This window comes from Jiulongibacter sediminis (genome assembly GCF_001306455.1).
GTDB classification, from domain to species: domain Bacteria; phylum Bacteroidota; class Bacteroidia; order Cytophagales; family Spirosomataceae; genus Jiulongibacter; species Jiulongibacter sediminis.
The window spans coordinates 149,111-164,286 of record NZ_LGTQ01000005.1; the positions used below are offsets into that span (position 1 = coordinate 149,111).

Genomic DNA, 15,176 nt, shown 5'->3' on the forward strand with positions numbered 1-15,176 from the left:
TGCCAAAACGGTCGCCTTCGTTTGAAAGCGACCGTCCCGGAAGTTTGGGTCAAGACTATCTCAAATCTCTTTTTATAAAATCTTCTTCTTTGATTCCGAAAGTTTCAACTATACTCTCATATGACTTAGATTTCAAACGTGCCGTCTCCAAAAACTCACTTGGTACTACTACGACTCTGAAAACCTGCTCATTTAAGTAAACCGGGTCCAGGGTTGAGAAATCAGGAACTGTTCCGTCGAGAAATAAAGAGAAATCATCCTGAGTGAAATCGTAGTTATACGTTAAGATGCCATTATCAAGATAGGCATTTTGAGGAACAGGTCTCCAAACTTCTGTTCCGTCATCCAATTGATCCCACAGAATGTAAACCAATGGAACGTCTGCCGGGAAAACATCAAAGCCAAATCCTTCAACAATGGTGAAATCATTCGCTGGTGTAAAATCAACTATTAATTCAATGGCCGAAGCATAAACAAGACCGCCATCTGCTCCGGGTGCACCTTGTGGACCTGGAGGGCCGTCAAAACCCTGAGGGCCACGGCAAGAGCTAAAACCGATAATAATGGCGGAGAATATAAAAAGTAACTTTTTCATAGCGTATTGATATTTTAGGTTTTAAAATCTGATTATGACTTTTAGATGTACGTGAATCCCGAAAGGTTGACTCAGTAAGTTAAAATACTTTCTCTTTATGATTCTGTTAACAATTAAAGAATATATAAGACAAGAGACATAAGACTCAAGACTAAACGATTTAGATTTTAATTTTATGGCCTGATAGAATAAAAAAAACGCCTCAAGTTCCCTTGAAGCGTTTCTGAATTCTATTTTCAATAGTCTATTTTGCGTAGGCCACTGATCTCATCTCTCTTATGACCGTCACCTTAATTTGACCAGGATACTGCATTTCTTTCTCAATTTTCTGAGAGATGTTATGCGATAGCATCCCAGCGGCCTCATCAGTGGTGTTTTCGGCATCCACAATAACCCTTAACTCTCTACCGGCCTGAATGGCGTAGCATTTTTCAACACCATCAAAATTTAAGGCCAGATCTTCAAGATCTTGAAGACGCTGCACGTATGAGTTCATCATTTCGCGGCGAGCACCTGGTCTGGAACCGCTGATCGCATCGCAAACCTGAATAACCGGAGAAATCATGGCTGTCATCTCGATTTCATCATGGTGAGCACCGATGGCGTTACATACATCAGGGTTCTCTTTGTATTTCTTAGCCAGTTCCATTCCAAGAATAGCGTGTGGCAGGTCAGATTCTTCCTGATACACTTTTCCGATATCATGTAGCAGACCGGCACGCTTGGCCAGCTTGACATTGAAGCCCATTTCTGCGGCCATGGTAGCACAAAGTTTTGCTACTTCTCTGGAGTGCTGAAGAAGGTTCTGACCATAAGATGATCTGAAACGCATACGGCCCACCATCTTAATCAGCTCAGGGTGGAGGCCGTGGATACCAAGATCAAGAACAGTTCGTTCTCCGATTTCGATAATCTCGTTATCGATTTCTTTTCGGGTTTTGTTAACTACTTCCTCAATTCTCGCCGGGTGAATACGTCCATCTTGAACCAATCTATGAAGAGCCAGGCGGGTTACCTCTCTTCTAACCGGGTCAAAGCTTGAAATTACGATCGCTTCGGGAGTATCATCCACAATGATTTCAGCACCTGTGGCTGCTTCAAGAGCACGAATGTTACGGCCTTCTCTACCAATGATTTTACCCTTAATTTCGTCACTCTCAATATTGAAAACAGAAACACAGTTTTCAATGGCCTGCTCGGCAGCGGTTCTTTGAATCGTCTGAATGACGATTTTCTTAGCCTCTTTCGTCGCCGTCATTTTAGCTTCTTCGATACTGTTCTTGACATAAGAAGAAGCGTTAGATTCAGCTTCGGCTTTCAGGGCGTCCATCAGTTGCTCTTTAGCCTGTTCAGCCGACAATCCTGAGATTTTCTCCAGTTGAGATACCTGGTCAGCCAGCATTTTTTCGGCTTCCTCTTTTCGTTTGCTAGCAGCATCTAATTGAGAAGTGAGCTTTTGTTTGAGAGTGTTAAGTTCATTCTCCTCTCGTTTGTTCTTTTCCAGCAGTTGAGCAGCCTGATTTTGCATCTGCTTTACTTTCTGCTCGTTTTGGATAATGATATTTTTCTTTTTAGAAGTATCGTCTTCAAACTCAGATTTGAGTTTCAGGAAATGCTCTTTTGCCTCTAGTTTGCGGTCTCTTTTTATACTTTCGGCACGGTCATTAGCTTCTTTGAGTATTCTTTCTGCTTCTTTTTGTGCTTCCTGTTCGTGGTTTTGCACTTTCTTTTTCAGGAGCGACTGCCCCAGAAAATAGCCAATAGCCAATCCCGCGAGGATTCCTACAGCTAGCATTACATATTCTGACATCGTTTTGTTTATTAAGTGATTTTGTCGGAATACTAATACGGGAGAAAAACGCTCAGTGGAGAGAATTAAGAGTCCAAACGGCCATTAATCTGCTGAAGCCGATCACTAATTTCATGCTGTAGCCTTTGGTAATTATCAAAAGCCTGCAAGGCATCTACCATGGCCTCTATGGCCACTGTGGTGATCAAAACCTCCGAACTTGCTGAAGCTCCGTATTTGTTTTGAAGCTCAGCTAGTTTTTCGTTTATTTTAATGGCTGCTTCTCTAAAGAAAGGCTCGTCATTTTTGGCCACTATTAACGGGATGTTTTCACCGTTAACCTTGATATTGGCTTTGACTTTTTCTGCCTCCATGGTTAGAAAAGCGTTTATTTATTTTTGTAACAGGCGAATGCATTCATCTATTTCGCCTATCATCATCTGGATCAATTCTCTTACGTCAATCTCACTTATCTCCTCACTATCAATATCCGATACAATCTTAGCAATTTTATTCTTAATAGTAAAATTTTGCTCTTCCAGAGCATCGAGGATCCGGGCTTTCTTTTCAGCCGAATCTTTATCTTTTTTGAGGACAGAAAGCTGACGTTTCAACTTCTCTTTTTCCTCTTTTAAATTATCAATTTCAAATTTCAGGCCGCGATTTTCCTGTTCAAGCGTTTTTACAGAAGATATACGCTGCTCCACCTTGCCGGCCACTTTCTCAAGACTGGCAAACATGCGGGCATTTTCTTGCTCAAAAGCAGCGTGTTTCTTTGCCATTATCTTCTGATTTCCGCTCCCAAGTCTGACTCAAAAACCTGTATAAGCCGGCTCATTGTTTTGTCAATGGCCTTGTCATTGAGTGTCTTGTTTGGATCTTGTAGAGTAAAGCTTACCGAGTATGATTTTTTACCTGCACCAAGATTTTCTCCTTCGTAAATGTCGAAAACATTAACCCCTGTGAGCAATTTCCTTTCTGTTTGCTCGGCGACATTTTTAATCTGGTCAAAACCCACTTCTTTATTCAGCACCAGAGAGAGGTCTCTACGCACGGCCGGAAACTTAGGAATTTCAACAAAGCTAACTTCAGGAGTGTATTTCTTTAACGCATATTCCCAATCTACCTCTGCGTAGAAAACGTCCTGTTTAACTCCTGAATATTTAAGATGCGAACTTTTGACTTTTCCTGCCACGGCGATGATCTTATTATTCAGTTTATAGTTTATGCCATATTCAAAACGAGCTTCTACTGCTTCATCAGTGGTGAGACCATTTAATTTCATGCCTGCCAAAACTTTTGTCAAGGCATTTTTAAGGTCAAAGAACGTGGCCTTTGTGCTTTTCACCTGCCAGCTTTCGGCTTCGGCATTTCCTGTGATCCAGAGGCCTAGTACCTGTTTGTCGAAGTATTTTGTACCGTTTTCGTTGACCTTTTTACCGTAAACTCTTCCGAACTCATAGATTTTCAGGTCTTTGCTTCTTCTGTTAATGTTGTACGCCAGAGTTTGCAAGCCAGAGAACAGGAGGCTGTTTCTCATTACAGAGAGGTCTTCGGTTAACGGATTGAGAAGCTTAACCTGTGTTTCCTCTGCATCGCCTAAAACGGCATTTTGAGAAGGCTTTACAATCGAAAGGTTTTGAACCTCAAAGAAACCGTTTCCGGCCAAAAGCTCCGAAACTTTGAGACGTTGTAAATCTGGTTCAACTTTCGGGAAGTCTGATAGATAATCGGAAGAAAGGTTTTCACTCAATTCAATATTGTCAAAACCATAAATTCTTAAAATCTCTTCAACTACGTCTGCCTCCCGGGTCACATCAACACGATACGGAGGAACTGAGAGCGTGAGACCTTCTTCTGTTTGAGCCTCAACTGAAATATCAAGTTTTTGAAGAATGTCAATAATCAAACCTTTTGGGAGTTGCTTGCCAAGTAATCGGTCAATGTTTTTGAATTTGACCTTGACCTCCTGGTTTTTGATTTCTACCGGATAATTCTCAAACAACTCTTTGCAGAATTCACCACCTGCGAGTTCTTTCACTAGTAATGCTGCTGACTTAATGGCATAAGGAGGCATATTCGGATCAGTCCCTCTTTCATACCTGAAACTGGCGTCAGTCTTCAGGCTGTGACGGGTGGCTGTACCTCTGACCCAGTCAGGGTTGAAATAGGCAACTTCAAGGAAAACATTTGTCGTTTCTTCAGTTACCCCTGAATCCTCACCTCCAAAAACACCGGCAATTCCGATTGGTCCTTCTGCATCGCAAATGGCCAGGTCGTTCCCGTTTAATTCACGTTCAAGACCATCCAGTGTTTTGATTTTGGTTCCTTTTTGAGGGGCCTTCACAATGATTTCCTGACCTCTTATTTTATCAGCATCAAAAATGTGCATCGGTTGTCCCAGATAATGACAGATATAGTTACTGATATCAACCAGATTGTTAATACTGTTGACTCCGATTGTGCCCAGGAAGTCTTTCAGCCATTGCGGCGACTCTTTGACTACAACTCCTCTGATTTCCAAACCACAAAAACGTGGACAAGCCTCCGTATTTTCTACCTTAAGTTTTATCGTATTTTCTGCAGTTCCGGTGCTGAAACTATCAACGGCCGGTAAGGTGATCCCTTTGTTCGTAATAGCTCTGATATCTCTGGCCACACCAAAATGAGAGGCGGCGTCAGCTCTATTCGGAGTAAGACCTATTTCAATGCAGTAATCTGTTTTGAGATTGAAGTAGTCAGCTGCGGGTGTTCCATTTGGTTTATTGGTATCTAAAACCATGATACCAGCATGCGATTGGCCCAAGCCGATTTCATCTTCAGCACAAATCATCCCTTCAGAAACTTCACCTCTGATTTTCGATTTCTTGATCTGAAAAGAATCGCCCTCTGTTGGGTAAAGTGTTGTGCCTACAGTAGCTACAATCACTTTCTGACCTGCGGCCACATTTGGTGCTCCGCAAACGATACTCAGCAATTCGCCGCCCCCTACATCAACAGTGGTACACTTTAGTTTATCTGCATTTGGATGTGGTTCACAAGTTTTGACCTCTCCGATCACAAGCCCCGCTAGGCCACCTGGCACGGGCAAAACCTCATTCAGGCCTTCTACCTCAAGCCCGGTAGAAGTAAGAAGTGCGGAAAGCTCTTCAGGGTTTTGCGGAAAATCAATAAGGCTCTTTAGGGCGTTATAAGATATGAGCATACTACTTTACAGCGTCTGTTTTTATATAAACCGCAAAGATAGAAAAACTCAGTTTAGCCGTTGGTTTTATCTTTTAATTCTTCAGCCTTTTCTTCTACAAAAGTCTTCATATCATCAAAGAGGAAAATCTTGCCGAAGGCTCCAATTCCCACAGTTTTATAATCGCCATTGATTTTTAACTGTGTTAATGAGCAGACTTTCAAGTCCTCAATACGCACATTGTTATTAAGATATTTTTCCATTGTATTCAAACCAATGGCTTCACCCAATAATGCACCGATTTTCTTAAGATCATCGCCATCGATATCTTCATCAATCTCTTTGAGGTTTTCAACTTTCTCCTGAATGGCTTTCTGATGTTTCTCCAGAGGAGGATTAGTGAAGACGCCGATTAACGCGGCAATGGCCAGAATTAAAATAGTGTTACGCATTTAAATAGCTTTGTATTCATTCTCAAACGCAAAGATCTTAAATTTATTGAAACAGTTAGTTCTAGCTCCTAAGGCGTGCTAAAGTTTTGAGCATACACTTTATGTTAGTTGTAGTCCTTTAAAGTTGATTCTGATTAATTTTCGTCGAATCTTCTAAAGCGGCGTTTCGAAGATAAAAAAGCATTGCTAAAATTCTTAGCGGTTTATTGCTAGTAAAATTTGCTATGATACAATATCTTTGTTCGCAGAAAAAACAATTCCCTAAAACGCTAACATTTTTACCATGGCAGAAGAGAATAAAGAAAAACTAAAAATACTCCAGACAACCATCGACAAATTAGACAAGGCATTCGGAAAAGGAACCGTTATGCGTTTAAGTGATGCCAATGTTCAGGATGTACCTACTATATCAACCGGCTCGCTTGGCCTTGATCTGGCTCTTGGAGTAGGAGGTTTCCCTCGCGGAAGAATCGTTGAAATTTACGGGCCTGAATCTTCGGGTAAAACCACTTTGGCGATGCACGCTATCGCTGAAGCTCAGAAAAAAGGTGGTATTGCGGCTATTGTTGATGCTGAGCATGCCTTTGATCGTCTTTATGCCGAAAAACTTGGAATTGATACGGCAAACCTATTAATCTCTCAACCTGATTATGGTGAACAGGCTCTTGAAATTGCCGAGCATTTGATCTCTTCAGGAGCAATTGATATTTGTGTGATTGACTCCGTTGCCGCACTTGTGCCGAAGGCAGAACTGGAAGGAGATATGGGTGATAGTAAAATGGGTCTTCAGGCTCGTTTGATGTCACAGGCTTTGAGAAAATTAACTGGTACCATTAATAAAACAGGCTGTACTTGTATTTTCATCAACCAGCTTCGTGATAAAATCGGCGTTATGTTTGGCTCTCCGGAGACCACTACTGGCGGTAATGCCCTTAAGTTTTATGCTTCAGTTCGTCTGGATATTCGTCGAATTGGTCAGATTAAGGATAGTAATGCAGAGGTGGTGGGTAACCGTACACGTGTAAAAGTTGTGAAAAACAAGGTGGCTCCTCCGTTTAAAGTCGTAGAGTTTGATATCATGTATGGCGAGGGTGTCTCCAAAGCTGGTGAGGTTCTTGATCTTGCTGTTGACCTTGATGTGGTTAAAAAATCTGGTTCCTGGTTCTCCTATGGCGAAGATCGATTAGGTCAGGGTAGAGATTCAGTCAAGAATCTGATAAGAGATACACCGGAATTGATGGATGCTCTTGAGGCTAAAATCAAAGAAACGGTTTCCGGAAATTCAGATGCTCTTATGGAGAAAGAATTGCAGAAGGAAGATTAATATTTTGAATTTGATTACGTTTGAAGAGTGGGTTATGCCCACTCTTTTTTTTGTTATCACATGAAGAAAGTTTTCCTTTCCACTTTAGGTTTATTCGTTGCGATTTTAACCATTTTCTACGCGGTGAACTTTAATGCCGTAAACTACGGAATCAGTCAGTTGCGGGGGCAGTTGAACATTATTTTTAATACTGAACGCATCTCTGAGGTCATGGAAAATCCAAGCTTTCCTGACTCTCTGAAATCTAAGATTGAACTTATACAGGAGATAAAAAAGTTTACGGTTGATTCACTGGGTTTGAAACCTAGTGGAAGCTATGAAAGCTTTTATGATCAGAAGGGAGAACCTATTCTTTGGGTGATCACGGCCTGCCCTCCATATAGTCTTGAGCCAAAAAAGTGGGAATTCCCCATTATTGGAGAGTTTGCCTATAAGGGACATTTTGAGAAGGCCAAGGTAGAGAAGGAAGTTAAAGAGTTAAAGAAAGAAGGTTATGATATCAGGGTAGGAGAGGTTTCAGCCTGGAGTACACTCGGTTATCTTGATGATCCTATTTTAAGTTCTATGCTTACTAAATCGCCCGGAAATCTTGCTGCCTTGATTATTCATGAATTGACACACGGAACACTCTTTGTAAAAAACGATCTCGAGTTCAACGAAAACCTTGCTGATTTCGTAGGTGATGAGGGAGCCAAATTATTTCTCAAATCAAAGTATGGTGATAGCTCCTGGGTCTATCAGGATTATGAGGAATCGAAGCAACTAAATGAGGCTTTTTCTCAGCATATGCTGTCAGGAGCCATAAGATTAGATAGCTTATTTCAAACCTTTACACCAGAAATGGAGTCTAATAATAAGAACCGATTGAAGTTCGACCTTATTGATAGTATAATGGTGGCGGCAGAAAAAATCTATCCGGCGGGGAGGGGCTTTACTTATCAGGGACGGGGTACGGTGAATAACGCATCGTTTACTTCGTTCAAAACCTATCAGGCGAAGCAGTCGGAGTTTAAAGTAGAACTGGAATCAAAATTTAATCATAATTTTAAGGCTTATTTGGAGGAGCTGAAAAAGAAATACAGCAGTATCGGGAAATGAAGAAATCAGTATTTGTCATTTTAGGTTTATTTTTAACTGCCAGTGTTGGTTTTGTGGCTGATCGTTACCGATCAGTTGAAAATCATAGCTTTCAGGCCGGTGAAGAATACACTTACAAAGTGAAATACGGTTTTATCACAGTGGGGCAGGCTAATGTTCAGGTTCATGATAAGATTTTCAAAGTCAATAACAGACCTTGCTATCGGGTAAATGTTCTAGGTAAAACAGCCGGAATGGCAAGCCTTTGGAAGGTTTCAAACACCTATCGCTCCTACATTGACACCACAGCCATTATTCCTCATAAATTTATTTACAGTGCCCGGGAGAATAATTTTGCCCGCGACCAGACCTTTACCTTTGATCACAATCGGAATGTTGTCAAAAAGGAAGAAAAAGAGAAAGTAGAGGTCTACAATGTTCCAAAGTATGTTCAGGACGTGGTTTCCGGTTATTACTATCTCAGAACTGTGGATTTTTCCGACATCGGCAAAGGGAAAACGGTAAAGGCCCCGATGTTTTTTGACGATGAGCTTTATAATATGTCAGTTAAATACGTAGGAGATGACTACGTAAAAACCCGCTTTGGTAAAATAAAAGTACTAAAACTTAATCCGGTTTTACCACCTAACAAACTTTTCCAAGGTGATGATGCCATTCGTATTTTCGTTTCAGATGATGCCAATAGAGTTCCCATTCGCCTTGAAATTGATTTCTCTTTCGGGACAATTTCAATGGAAATGGTGGATTATCACAATGTTAGAAATCAATTTGTCTGGTCTTAAATATCCTTTTTAGTGACCATTTTAGAAAGTGGAAGCATAAGTTTCAAAGCTGCCGAACCATACCATTTCTTTAATTCCATCACTAAGCTTCCGGCCTGAATAGCAGGATCAGTTTCTGTCAAAGCCTGAGCCTCTTCAATGCTATCTACATCAAAAATGTATATGCCTCTGAGATCATCTTCCGGGGAAGCAAAAAACGGGCCCGCCATTACAAGCTTACCCTCTTCAGCCAAACGGCCAATATTGTCTAAATGAGCTCGTTGTAATCTGGCTGATTCTTCCTTTGATCTGTCTCGGTTAGGCCCTCTTTTCAAAAAAGCCATCACGTAGGTTCTCATACCGTACTCATCGGCTCCTACACTGTCTGCCAAAGATTGATCAAACTGGGCTTTAGCGGGAGCTACCAGAAGGATCAGAAAAAACAAAGAAAGGAGTTTCATAGAATTCGAGTTTATTTCTATTGCAAAATGTAGAAAATGTTCGGCCTTCGCTGCATTCATCTCCTTTTTTGGCCTTGAAATCTAAGGATAGTTGGTCTGATTAATTGACTTATGTATCTTACCTAAAGTACAATTAAACCCTAATGAATTCCTTAAAATTATTGCTGACTCTCTGTCTTTTGGTCTTTTGTGTAGGTGTAGTTTTAGCTCAAAAACCTGATGAATCTCGTTTCAGTGTAAAAAAGTTGGCTACTGATTTTGATGAACCGATGGAGCTGACTTTTATCCCGGGAGGAAAAGTCTTATTTATTGAGCGAAAAGGAGCTTTGAAGCTTTACGACCCGGCTCTTGAAGATGTTTTTACGGTTGGAATAATTGATTGCAACACAAAGTATGTCAATACCGAGGGTAAGGAAAGAGAAGCCGAAGAGGGCTTGATGGGGATTGTTGCTGATCCGAATTTTGAGGAGAACCATTGGCTTTATCTTTTTTATTCTCACCCATCGGAGCCCAAACATATGCTGACCCGTTGGGATTTTGTGGATGATCAATTGGTTGAAGGTTCTGAGAAAGTTATTCTGGAATTTCCGGTTCAGCGGCAGGAATGCTGCCACACAGGTGGGGGAATGGTCTTTGATCCGTCCGGAAATCTATATTTAACCGTTGGTAATAATACCAGTAATGGTGGTTCAGGTGGTTATGCCCCTCTCGACGAAAGGTCAGGCCGGGAGCCTTGGGACGATCAGAGGGGAGCGGGGAATACCAATGATCTCAGAGGGTCCGTTTTGAGAATTAAACCCATGCCTGACGGTAGCTATGAAATACCAGAAGGTAACCTATTTACTCCGGGAACACCGAAGACGAAACCAGAAATTTATACGAAAGGCTCCCGAAATCCATGGCGACCTGCCATTGACTCGCATACAGGTTATTTGTATTGGGGAGAAGTTGGGCCAGATGCCCCTAAAAGTACGGAAATGGGGCCTGCGGGATACGATGAGTTTAATCAGGCAAAAAAGGCCGGGTTCTTTGGCTGGCCTTACTTCGCGGGCAATAATGAGCCTTACCGCGATTTGAACTTTGAGACAAAGGAAAAGGGGGAATTGTTCAGCCTAGAGGGGCCTTTAAATAACTCTCCCAATAATACAGGATTGAAAAAGCTACCCCCACCAACACCTGCTTTTATTTGGTATCCTTACGATATTTCCGAGAAATTCCCATTGCTTGGAGTTTCCGGTCGAAGTGCTACGGGAGTAGCTGTTTATCATCAGGATGATTTTGACAAAGAGGCAAGACTCTGGCCAGATTACTATGAAGGGAAGCTTCTTATTGCCGACTTTATGCGAGGCTGGATCATGTCGGTCACTATGGACGAAAATTCAGACTATGTCTCAATGGAGCGTTTTCTACCCAAAGAAAACTTTAGCAGCCTAATTGATATGGCTTTTGGACCTGATGGAGATTTATATTTTTTGAAATACGGAACCAACTGGTTTGGTGCTGCGGAGAATTCCGGTTTGTTTAAAATTGAGTATAACGCCGGTAACCGTCCACCAGTGGTCAAGCTTCAGGCCGATAGGCAAAATGGTGCCTTGCCGCTTGAAGTTAACTTTTCTTCGGTCGGTTCTTTTGATCCTGATGGTGATGATATCATTAATCATTGGAAAATCTCTCTTGAAGGGAAAGAAGTCAAGTCCCGTACTGGTGAAATGGATGAAATGAATTACCAGTTTACCAAACCTGGTGTTTACAAAGTCCAACTTGAGGTGGAAGACAGTCACGGTGTTTTGACTACAGAACAGCTTGATATTAAAGCAGGTAATACGGCTCCAGAAGTTAAAACTGAAATTCTCGAGGGTAACAAAAGCTTCTATTTCCCAGATGAGAAGGTCAAATATGAAGTGTTGGTAAAAGATGCTGAAGACGGTAGTCTTGATTTTTCCGAAATATTACCTTCCCAGGTTGCGGTCAATATTGATTATATGCCGGAGACATTTGACCCCATTGAAATTTCTTCAAATTATGCCACGGCTGATATCCGGGCACGTTTCAATACAGGGTATAAACTCATCTCAAAAAGCGATTGCGGATCATGTCACTTACCAAAAGAGAAATCAATTGGCCCATCTTATGAACAGGTGGCTGAAAGATATCAATCGCAGGCCGGAGCAACTCAAAAACTGGCCGCGAAGGTTATTTCCGGTGGTCAGGGTGTTTGGGGAGATCATGCAATGGCAGCTCATCCACAACTTTCGGAGAGTGATGCTGAAGCAATGGTTCGGTATATTCTAAGTTTTTCAGAACCTGAACTTGAGGAGGTTTCTGCTCCTGTGTCAGGTGAGTTTGAAACTAAAATTCCGAATCTTGAAAGTGGTTTCGGTGGGTATGTTATCAGGGCCGCATATACCGATGAAGGAGCTAAAAAAGTACCTTCGATTAGCACAGAATCTATTTCATTCTTGAAATACCCCTTTCTCGATCCTCAAAAACATGATTTTTCAAAAAATACCGAAAACGTTGATACACCAACTCACGTCTTACAGTTCTTTGGAGATCAGTCTTTTATTGGTTTTGAAGGTATTGATTTGAGTGGAATTGGAAGTGTCGATCTGTTGGTTCAGGCTTCAAACCGAACCTCAAGTGCGGGTGGAATACTTGAAATACGAGTGGATAACCCGGAAGGAAGAAAAATTGGTGAAGCTGAAATAAGACAAATAGACGTGGGAGAGGACGTGGAAGGTATTGGCAAGGAGCCTCACCGCAAAATCTATCAGGAGCAGCTGCAACGGATGGAGGTTGGAGCTGCTGAATATTTTCAGGGCCGTTCTCAGGTGATTAATGTTCCTATACAGCAGGTCAAGGGAGTTCACGACTTGTATTTTGTGCCAAAGAGCCCAAAGGCTAAGTTTAATCAGAATGTGTTTTCTTTCTCAGGTATCGAATTAAGACCCGAATAAAAAATGAATCAGTCAAAATTGAAAGAAGTTGTTGAGAGAGCTTTTGAGATCATCTCAAGTGAAATTCCAAAGTTCAGAAATAGTGAAGTGGACTGGTCAATTTCCGACGGGAATGTGGCCGCCTGCATCATTGATGAAACGGGGATGATCTATGGCAAAATTTGGGGTGATGATAAGGTGAGAGGTCGGAGTTTCTATGATATTGCTTACCGAAAAGCCTCTCAGGTTTGGATCACAGGAATGAAAACAGGTGAATATGAAAAGGCCGTTTTTGCCGGCGAAATTAACTATAAAGATTTTGGTATTGAACTACCCGATTTAATGGGATGGGAGGGTGGCCAACCTATTGATCTGGATAATGAAACAAGGATCTCCTGCGGGTTCAGCGGCTTTGAGGGAGTGAATGATTTGTCAATAGTCAAAAATGCCATTAAGAAGGCCCTGGCTGAACTGATCTAATTTCGAACAGATTTTCTGGTTTTGCCAAATATATAATAGTCGAGAGAATAACGACCCGGTCCCCAGATGAACAAAGACAAATAAGGAATAAGAAAAAGTAAACCTTTCTCCATTTCACCAATGCCATCTCCCAATTTTACCATAAAGACTACAACGCACATGGTGAAAATAAGGAAGAAAAGTGCCGGGCGGGTAAATAAACCTAGCAGGACAAGAATTGAGCAGATAAGTTCTGAGAAAATGGTTAAAAGCAAAGACGTTTTTTCTCCAACACCGATAGGGTCAGCGAAACCCCAGTTGCCACCTATTGCTCTTTCAAGCTTAGCCCAGCCATGAGTTATCATCAAGATGGAGATACCAACTCTCAAAATAAAAATGGCAAAATCAACGTAAGGAGGAAGTGCAGTAACTTTAAAGAATTTCTTAAGCATTGCTTAGGCGTGGGTTTCAATCTTCAACTTCTTCGTAATCAACATATTCTCCTCCACGGTAATCATGACCTTTAGCATTTTTAGGTACATAATCTACATTGATATCACCGTCTTTTCGGTTTTGTTTCTGGCTCTGTTGATTGTATTTTTTCTGTTCATTTACCATTGATCTGCCCACCACCAGCCAGAAAAGGAATTTCCTTACCGGAGGTACAAAAGCAATGACTAGAAAAACGATAAATATTATTTTTAACATGTTGAAGTCTTATTCGGAAGTAAAATTAACGGATGTTTTACAATAACTCTAATAGCTTTGGCAAAGTTTCAGGGCTGCTGGGGCGGGGAGCATTCATATTTACTATTTCTCCATTTTTGTTAATAATCATGTAACGAGGAATACTTTTTACCTGATACCTGCCTGATACTTCAAAAGAGTGTCCGTTTTCACCAAAATCTTTTAGACCAAGTTTCTCCACAGCAGCTTTCCATTTTTCTAAATCCTGATCAATGGAGATGTAGAGGAAAACTATCTCTTTCTTTTGTTTGGCTGTTAAGCCTTCATGCATGGCTTTGCTGTACGGAAACTCCTGACGGCATGGTCCACACCAACTGGCCCAAAAATCAACATAAACTACCTTACCTTTATACTTCTCAAAAGTGAAGCTTTCATCAGCAAGGTCCATGATATTCGGCAAACCAGATTTGTTCTTGTTTTCGCTGATTTCCTTTTTCTGATCTGCCCGGCTGGCTTCAGCCTCTGCTACTTTGTCAAAGTAGTTGTCCGTTAAATAGCGTTGCAGGTTTTCACAGTAAATATGACTTGCCCATATTCTGAAAGCACTTGTACTCAGCATTTGATGGTTTTTCTCCAAAAGACGGGTCATGGTATAGTCAAAAACCTCTCCGCTAAGGTATTTTTCAGCAAAGTCAGCCTTGTCTGTAATACTTTTAACACCATCGGTATACTTCTTAAAACGATTTTCTTTGGAGTTAAAATAAATGACGAAATAGGGGAGGAACTCACGATAACTTTTTGAAATCAGTCGTTTGTCATTGTCAATTTTTGAAGGATCAATAGGCTCCGTCATGATTGCAGGAAGCGATGTGACGGTTAACTGGGCGGTATTATCATTGCTTCTGTTGATAGAATAGGCCAAAAGCAAATGCCAGTAATTATAATTGATATTGGCCGTGACAAGGTCAATAAACTCTTCTGAGAAACTGTTAAAGTCCTTATAAGATTTAAAGAACTCCATTTGCTTATTTCTCTGCTCAAAGAGTTTCATTTCCCATTCATCCACGTTGGTTGTTTTGAGGGCCTCGTATTGGGTTCCAGTGTCAAAATTTTCCCCGAATTCTGTTTCAAAATCCTCGGCGAATTTAGACTGAGAAGGAACTGCCAAAAGGTTTTCCAGTTCCTTCTCATGGGAGAAACTTGACAGTAAGTAAGGGTCTTTCTCATCGGCTCTAAATGGCTCTGAAGCCAGGCTTTTGTTAAGAGTATTGAAAAGGAAAAAGGTAAGCAGACCTTTCAGAAATATGGAGAAGTTTTGCTTTGTCATATTGATAAAACAGTCAACAGGGGTTTCGGTTTACTAACGCAATTTTCCAGCCATTGTTTGCAACGAAAGGTAGAAAAAAGGGTCTCATCCATCGAAAATGGGC

General features: G+C 41.2%; 15 protein-coding genes. 5 read left to right on the forward strand and 10 right to left on the reverse strand.

The annotated features are described in order from the left end of the window. Positions 1–55: 55 nt before the first annotated feature. The 6 genes from AFM12_RS00650 to AFM12_RS00675 form a co-directional block, all read right to left on the reverse strand. Positions 56–595, reverse strand: coding sequence for a hypothetical protein (locus AFM12_RS00650; RefSeq protein ID WP_055143149.1), 540 nt, complete (start codon positions 593–595; stop codon positions 56–58). 244 nt (positions 596–839) lie between these two features. Then, positions 840–2,405, reverse strand: a complete 1,566-nt coding sequence (gene rny, locus AFM12_RS00655; RefSeq protein WP_055143151.1) for a ribonuclease Y — start codon at positions 2,403–2,405, stop codon at positions 840–842. A 65-nt stretch (positions 2,406–2,470) separates the two neighbouring features. Further along, a complete protein-coding gene (locus tag AFM12_RS00660; RefSeq protein WP_055143153.1) occupies positions 2,471–2,758 on the reverse strand; it encodes a cell division protein ZapA in 288 nt (95 codons plus the stop codon). Between the two features lie 18 nt (positions 2,759–2,776). After that, positions 2,777–3,166 (reverse strand): hypothetical protein, encoded by a 390-nt coding sequence (locus AFM12_RS00665; RefSeq protein ID WP_055143155.1) that lies wholly within the window; start codon positions 3,164–3,166, stop codon positions 2,777–2,779. Next, complete coding sequence (gene pheT / locus AFM12_RS00670; protein WP_055143157.1) at positions 3,166–5,589, reverse strand: phenylalanine--tRNA ligase subunit beta; 2,424 nt, start codon at positions 5,587–5,589, stop codon at positions 3,166–3,168. The genes AFM12_RS00665 and pheT overlap by 1 nt, the downstream gene beginning before the upstream one ends. Positions 5,590–5,642: 53 nt before the next feature. Beyond that, a complete protein-coding gene (locus tag AFM12_RS00675; RefSeq protein ID WP_055143159.1) occupies positions 5,643–6,020 on the reverse strand; it encodes a DUF4359 domain-containing protein in 378 nt (125 codons plus the stop codon). Between the two features lie 283 nt (positions 6,021–6,303). Here AFM12_RS00675 and recA point away from each other — a divergent pair, with 283 nt between their 5' ends. Genes recA through AFM12_RS00690 form a run of 3 tightly spaced genes read left to right on the forward strand, consistent with a single transcriptional unit; the run spans position 6,304 to position 9,224 of the window. Then, on the forward strand, positions 6,304–7,344 hold the full coding sequence (recA, locus tag AFM12_RS00680; RefSeq protein ID WP_055143161.1) for a recombinase RecA: 1,041 nt from the start codon (positions 6,304–6,306) through the stop codon (positions 7,342–7,344). Positions 7,345–7,404: 60 nt separating this feature from the next. Continuing rightward, on the forward strand, positions 7,405–8,442 hold the full coding sequence (locus AFM12_RS00685) for an aminopeptidase (RefSeq protein WP_055143163.1): 1,038 nt from the start codon (positions 7,405–7,407) through the stop codon (positions 8,440–8,442). Then, on the forward strand, positions 8,439–9,224 hold the full coding sequence (locus AFM12_RS00690; RefSeq protein WP_055143165.1) for a DUF3108 domain-containing protein: 786 nt from the start codon (positions 8,439–8,441) through the stop codon (positions 9,222–9,224). Before AFM12_RS00685 ends, AFM12_RS00690 begins: the two co-directional genes overlap by 4 nt. On the opposite strand, the gene AFM12_RS00695 is transcribed toward AFM12_RS00690, so the two are convergent. Continuing rightward, positions 9,221–9,664: a YciI family protein gene (locus tag AFM12_RS00695; RefSeq protein ID WP_095533184.1), complete on the reverse strand. Its 444-nt coding sequence runs from the start codon at positions 9,662–9,664 to the stop codon at positions 9,221–9,223. The genes AFM12_RS00690 and AFM12_RS00695 overlap by 4 nt on opposite strands. A 143-nt stretch (positions 9,665–9,807) precedes the next feature. Between AFM12_RS00695 and AFM12_RS00700 the strand changes: the two genes are divergently transcribed. Beyond that, a complete protein-coding gene (locus AFM12_RS00700) occupies positions 9,808–12,621 on the forward strand; it encodes a PQQ-dependent sugar dehydrogenase (RefSeq protein WP_055143167.1) in 2,814 nt (937 codons plus the stop codon). Positions 12,622–12,624: 3 nt separating this feature from the next. Then, positions 12,625–13,080, forward strand: a complete 456-nt coding sequence (locus tag AFM12_RS00705; protein WP_055143169.1) for a GlcG/HbpS family heme-binding protein — start codon at positions 12,625–12,627, stop codon at positions 13,078–13,080. Here the strand turns inward: AFM12_RS00705 and AFM12_RS00710 are convergent. The 3 genes from AFM12_RS00710 to AFM12_RS00720 are packed head-to-tail and all read right to left on the reverse strand — an operon-like array spanning position 13,077 to position 15,073. After that, a complete protein-coding gene (locus AFM12_RS00710; RefSeq protein WP_055143171.1) occupies positions 13,077–13,511 on the reverse strand; it encodes a DoxX family protein in 435 nt (144 codons plus the stop codon). The genes AFM12_RS00705 and AFM12_RS00710 overlap by 4 nt on opposite strands. Before the next feature lie 16 nt (positions 13,512–13,527). After that, positions 13,528–13,767 carry a hypothetical protein gene (locus tag AFM12_RS00715; protein WP_055143173.1) on the reverse strand — a complete coding sequence of 80 codons (240 nt, stop codon included), beginning with the start codon at positions 13,765–13,767 and terminating at the stop codon, positions 13,528–13,530. A gap of 37 nt (positions 13,768–13,804) precedes the next feature. Further along, positions 13,805–15,073, reverse strand: coding sequence for a TlpA family protein disulfide reductase (locus tag AFM12_RS00720; protein ID WP_055143175.1), 1,269 nt, complete (start codon positions 15,071–15,073; stop codon positions 13,805–13,807). Positions 15,074–15,176: the final 103 nt, after the last annotated feature.

What these genes read in the sequence shown, in the direction of transcription:
- rny (WP_055143151.1), bottom strand. Translation starts at nt 2,405, where the DNA reads ATGTCAGAATATGTAATGCTAGCTGTAGGAATCCTCGCGGGATTGGCT.
- AFM12_RS00665 (WP_055143155.1), bottom strand. Translation starts at nt 3,166, where the DNA reads ATGGCAAAGAAACACGCTGCTTTTGAGCAAGAAAATGCCCGCATGTTT.
- pheT (WP_055143157.1), bottom strand. Translation starts at nt 5,589, where the DNA reads ATGCTCATATCTTATAACGCCCTAAAGAGCCTTATTGATTTTCCGCAA.
- AFM12_RS00720 (WP_055143175.1), bottom strand. Translation starts at nt 15,073, where the DNA reads ATGACAAAGCAAAACTTCTCCATATTTCTGAAAGGTCTGCTTACCTTT.
- recA (WP_055143161.1), top strand. Translation starts at nt 6,304, where the DNA reads ATGGCAGAAGAGAATAAAGAAAAACTAAAAATACTCCAGACAACCATC.
- AFM12_RS00710 (WP_055143171.1), bottom strand. Translation starts at nt 13,511, where the DNA reads ATGCTTAAGAAATTCTTTAAAGTTACTGCACTTCCTCCTTACGTTGAT.
- AFM12_RS00660 (WP_055143153.1), bottom strand. Translation starts at nt 2,758, where the DNA reads ATGGAGGCAGAAAAAGTCAAAGCCAATATCAAGGTTAACGGTGAAAAC.
- AFM12_RS00695 (WP_095533184.1), bottom strand. Translation starts at nt 9,664, where the DNA reads ATGAAACTCCTTTCTTTGTTTTTTCTGATCCTTCTGGTAGCTCCCGCT.
- AFM12_RS00705 (WP_055143169.1), top strand. Translation starts at nt 12,625, where the DNA reads ATGAATCAGTCAAAATTGAAAGAAGTTGTTGAGAGAGCTTTTGAGATC.
- AFM12_RS00690 (WP_055143165.1), top strand. Translation starts at nt 8,439, where the DNA reads ATGAAGAAATCAGTATTTGTCATTTTAGGTTTATTTTTAACTGCCAGT.
- AFM12_RS00650 (WP_055143149.1), bottom strand. Translation starts at nt 595, where the DNA reads ATGAAAAAGTTACTTTTTATATTCTCCGCCATTATTATCGGTTTTAGC.
- AFM12_RS00685 (WP_055143163.1), top strand. Translation starts at nt 7,405, where the DNA reads ATGAAGAAAGTTTTCCTTTCCACTTTAGGTTTATTCGTTGCGATTTTA.
- AFM12_RS00700 (WP_055143167.1), top strand. Translation starts at nt 9,808, where the DNA reads ATGAATTCCTTAAAATTATTGCTGACTCTCTGTCTTTTGGTCTTTTGT.
- AFM12_RS00675 (WP_055143159.1), bottom strand. Translation starts at nt 6,020, where the DNA reads ATGCGTAACACTATTTTAATTCTGGCCATTGCCGCGTTAATCGGCGTC.
- AFM12_RS00715 (WP_055143173.1), bottom strand. Translation starts at nt 13,767, where the DNA reads ATGTTAAAAATAATATTTATCGTTTTTCTAGTCATTGCTTTTGTACCT.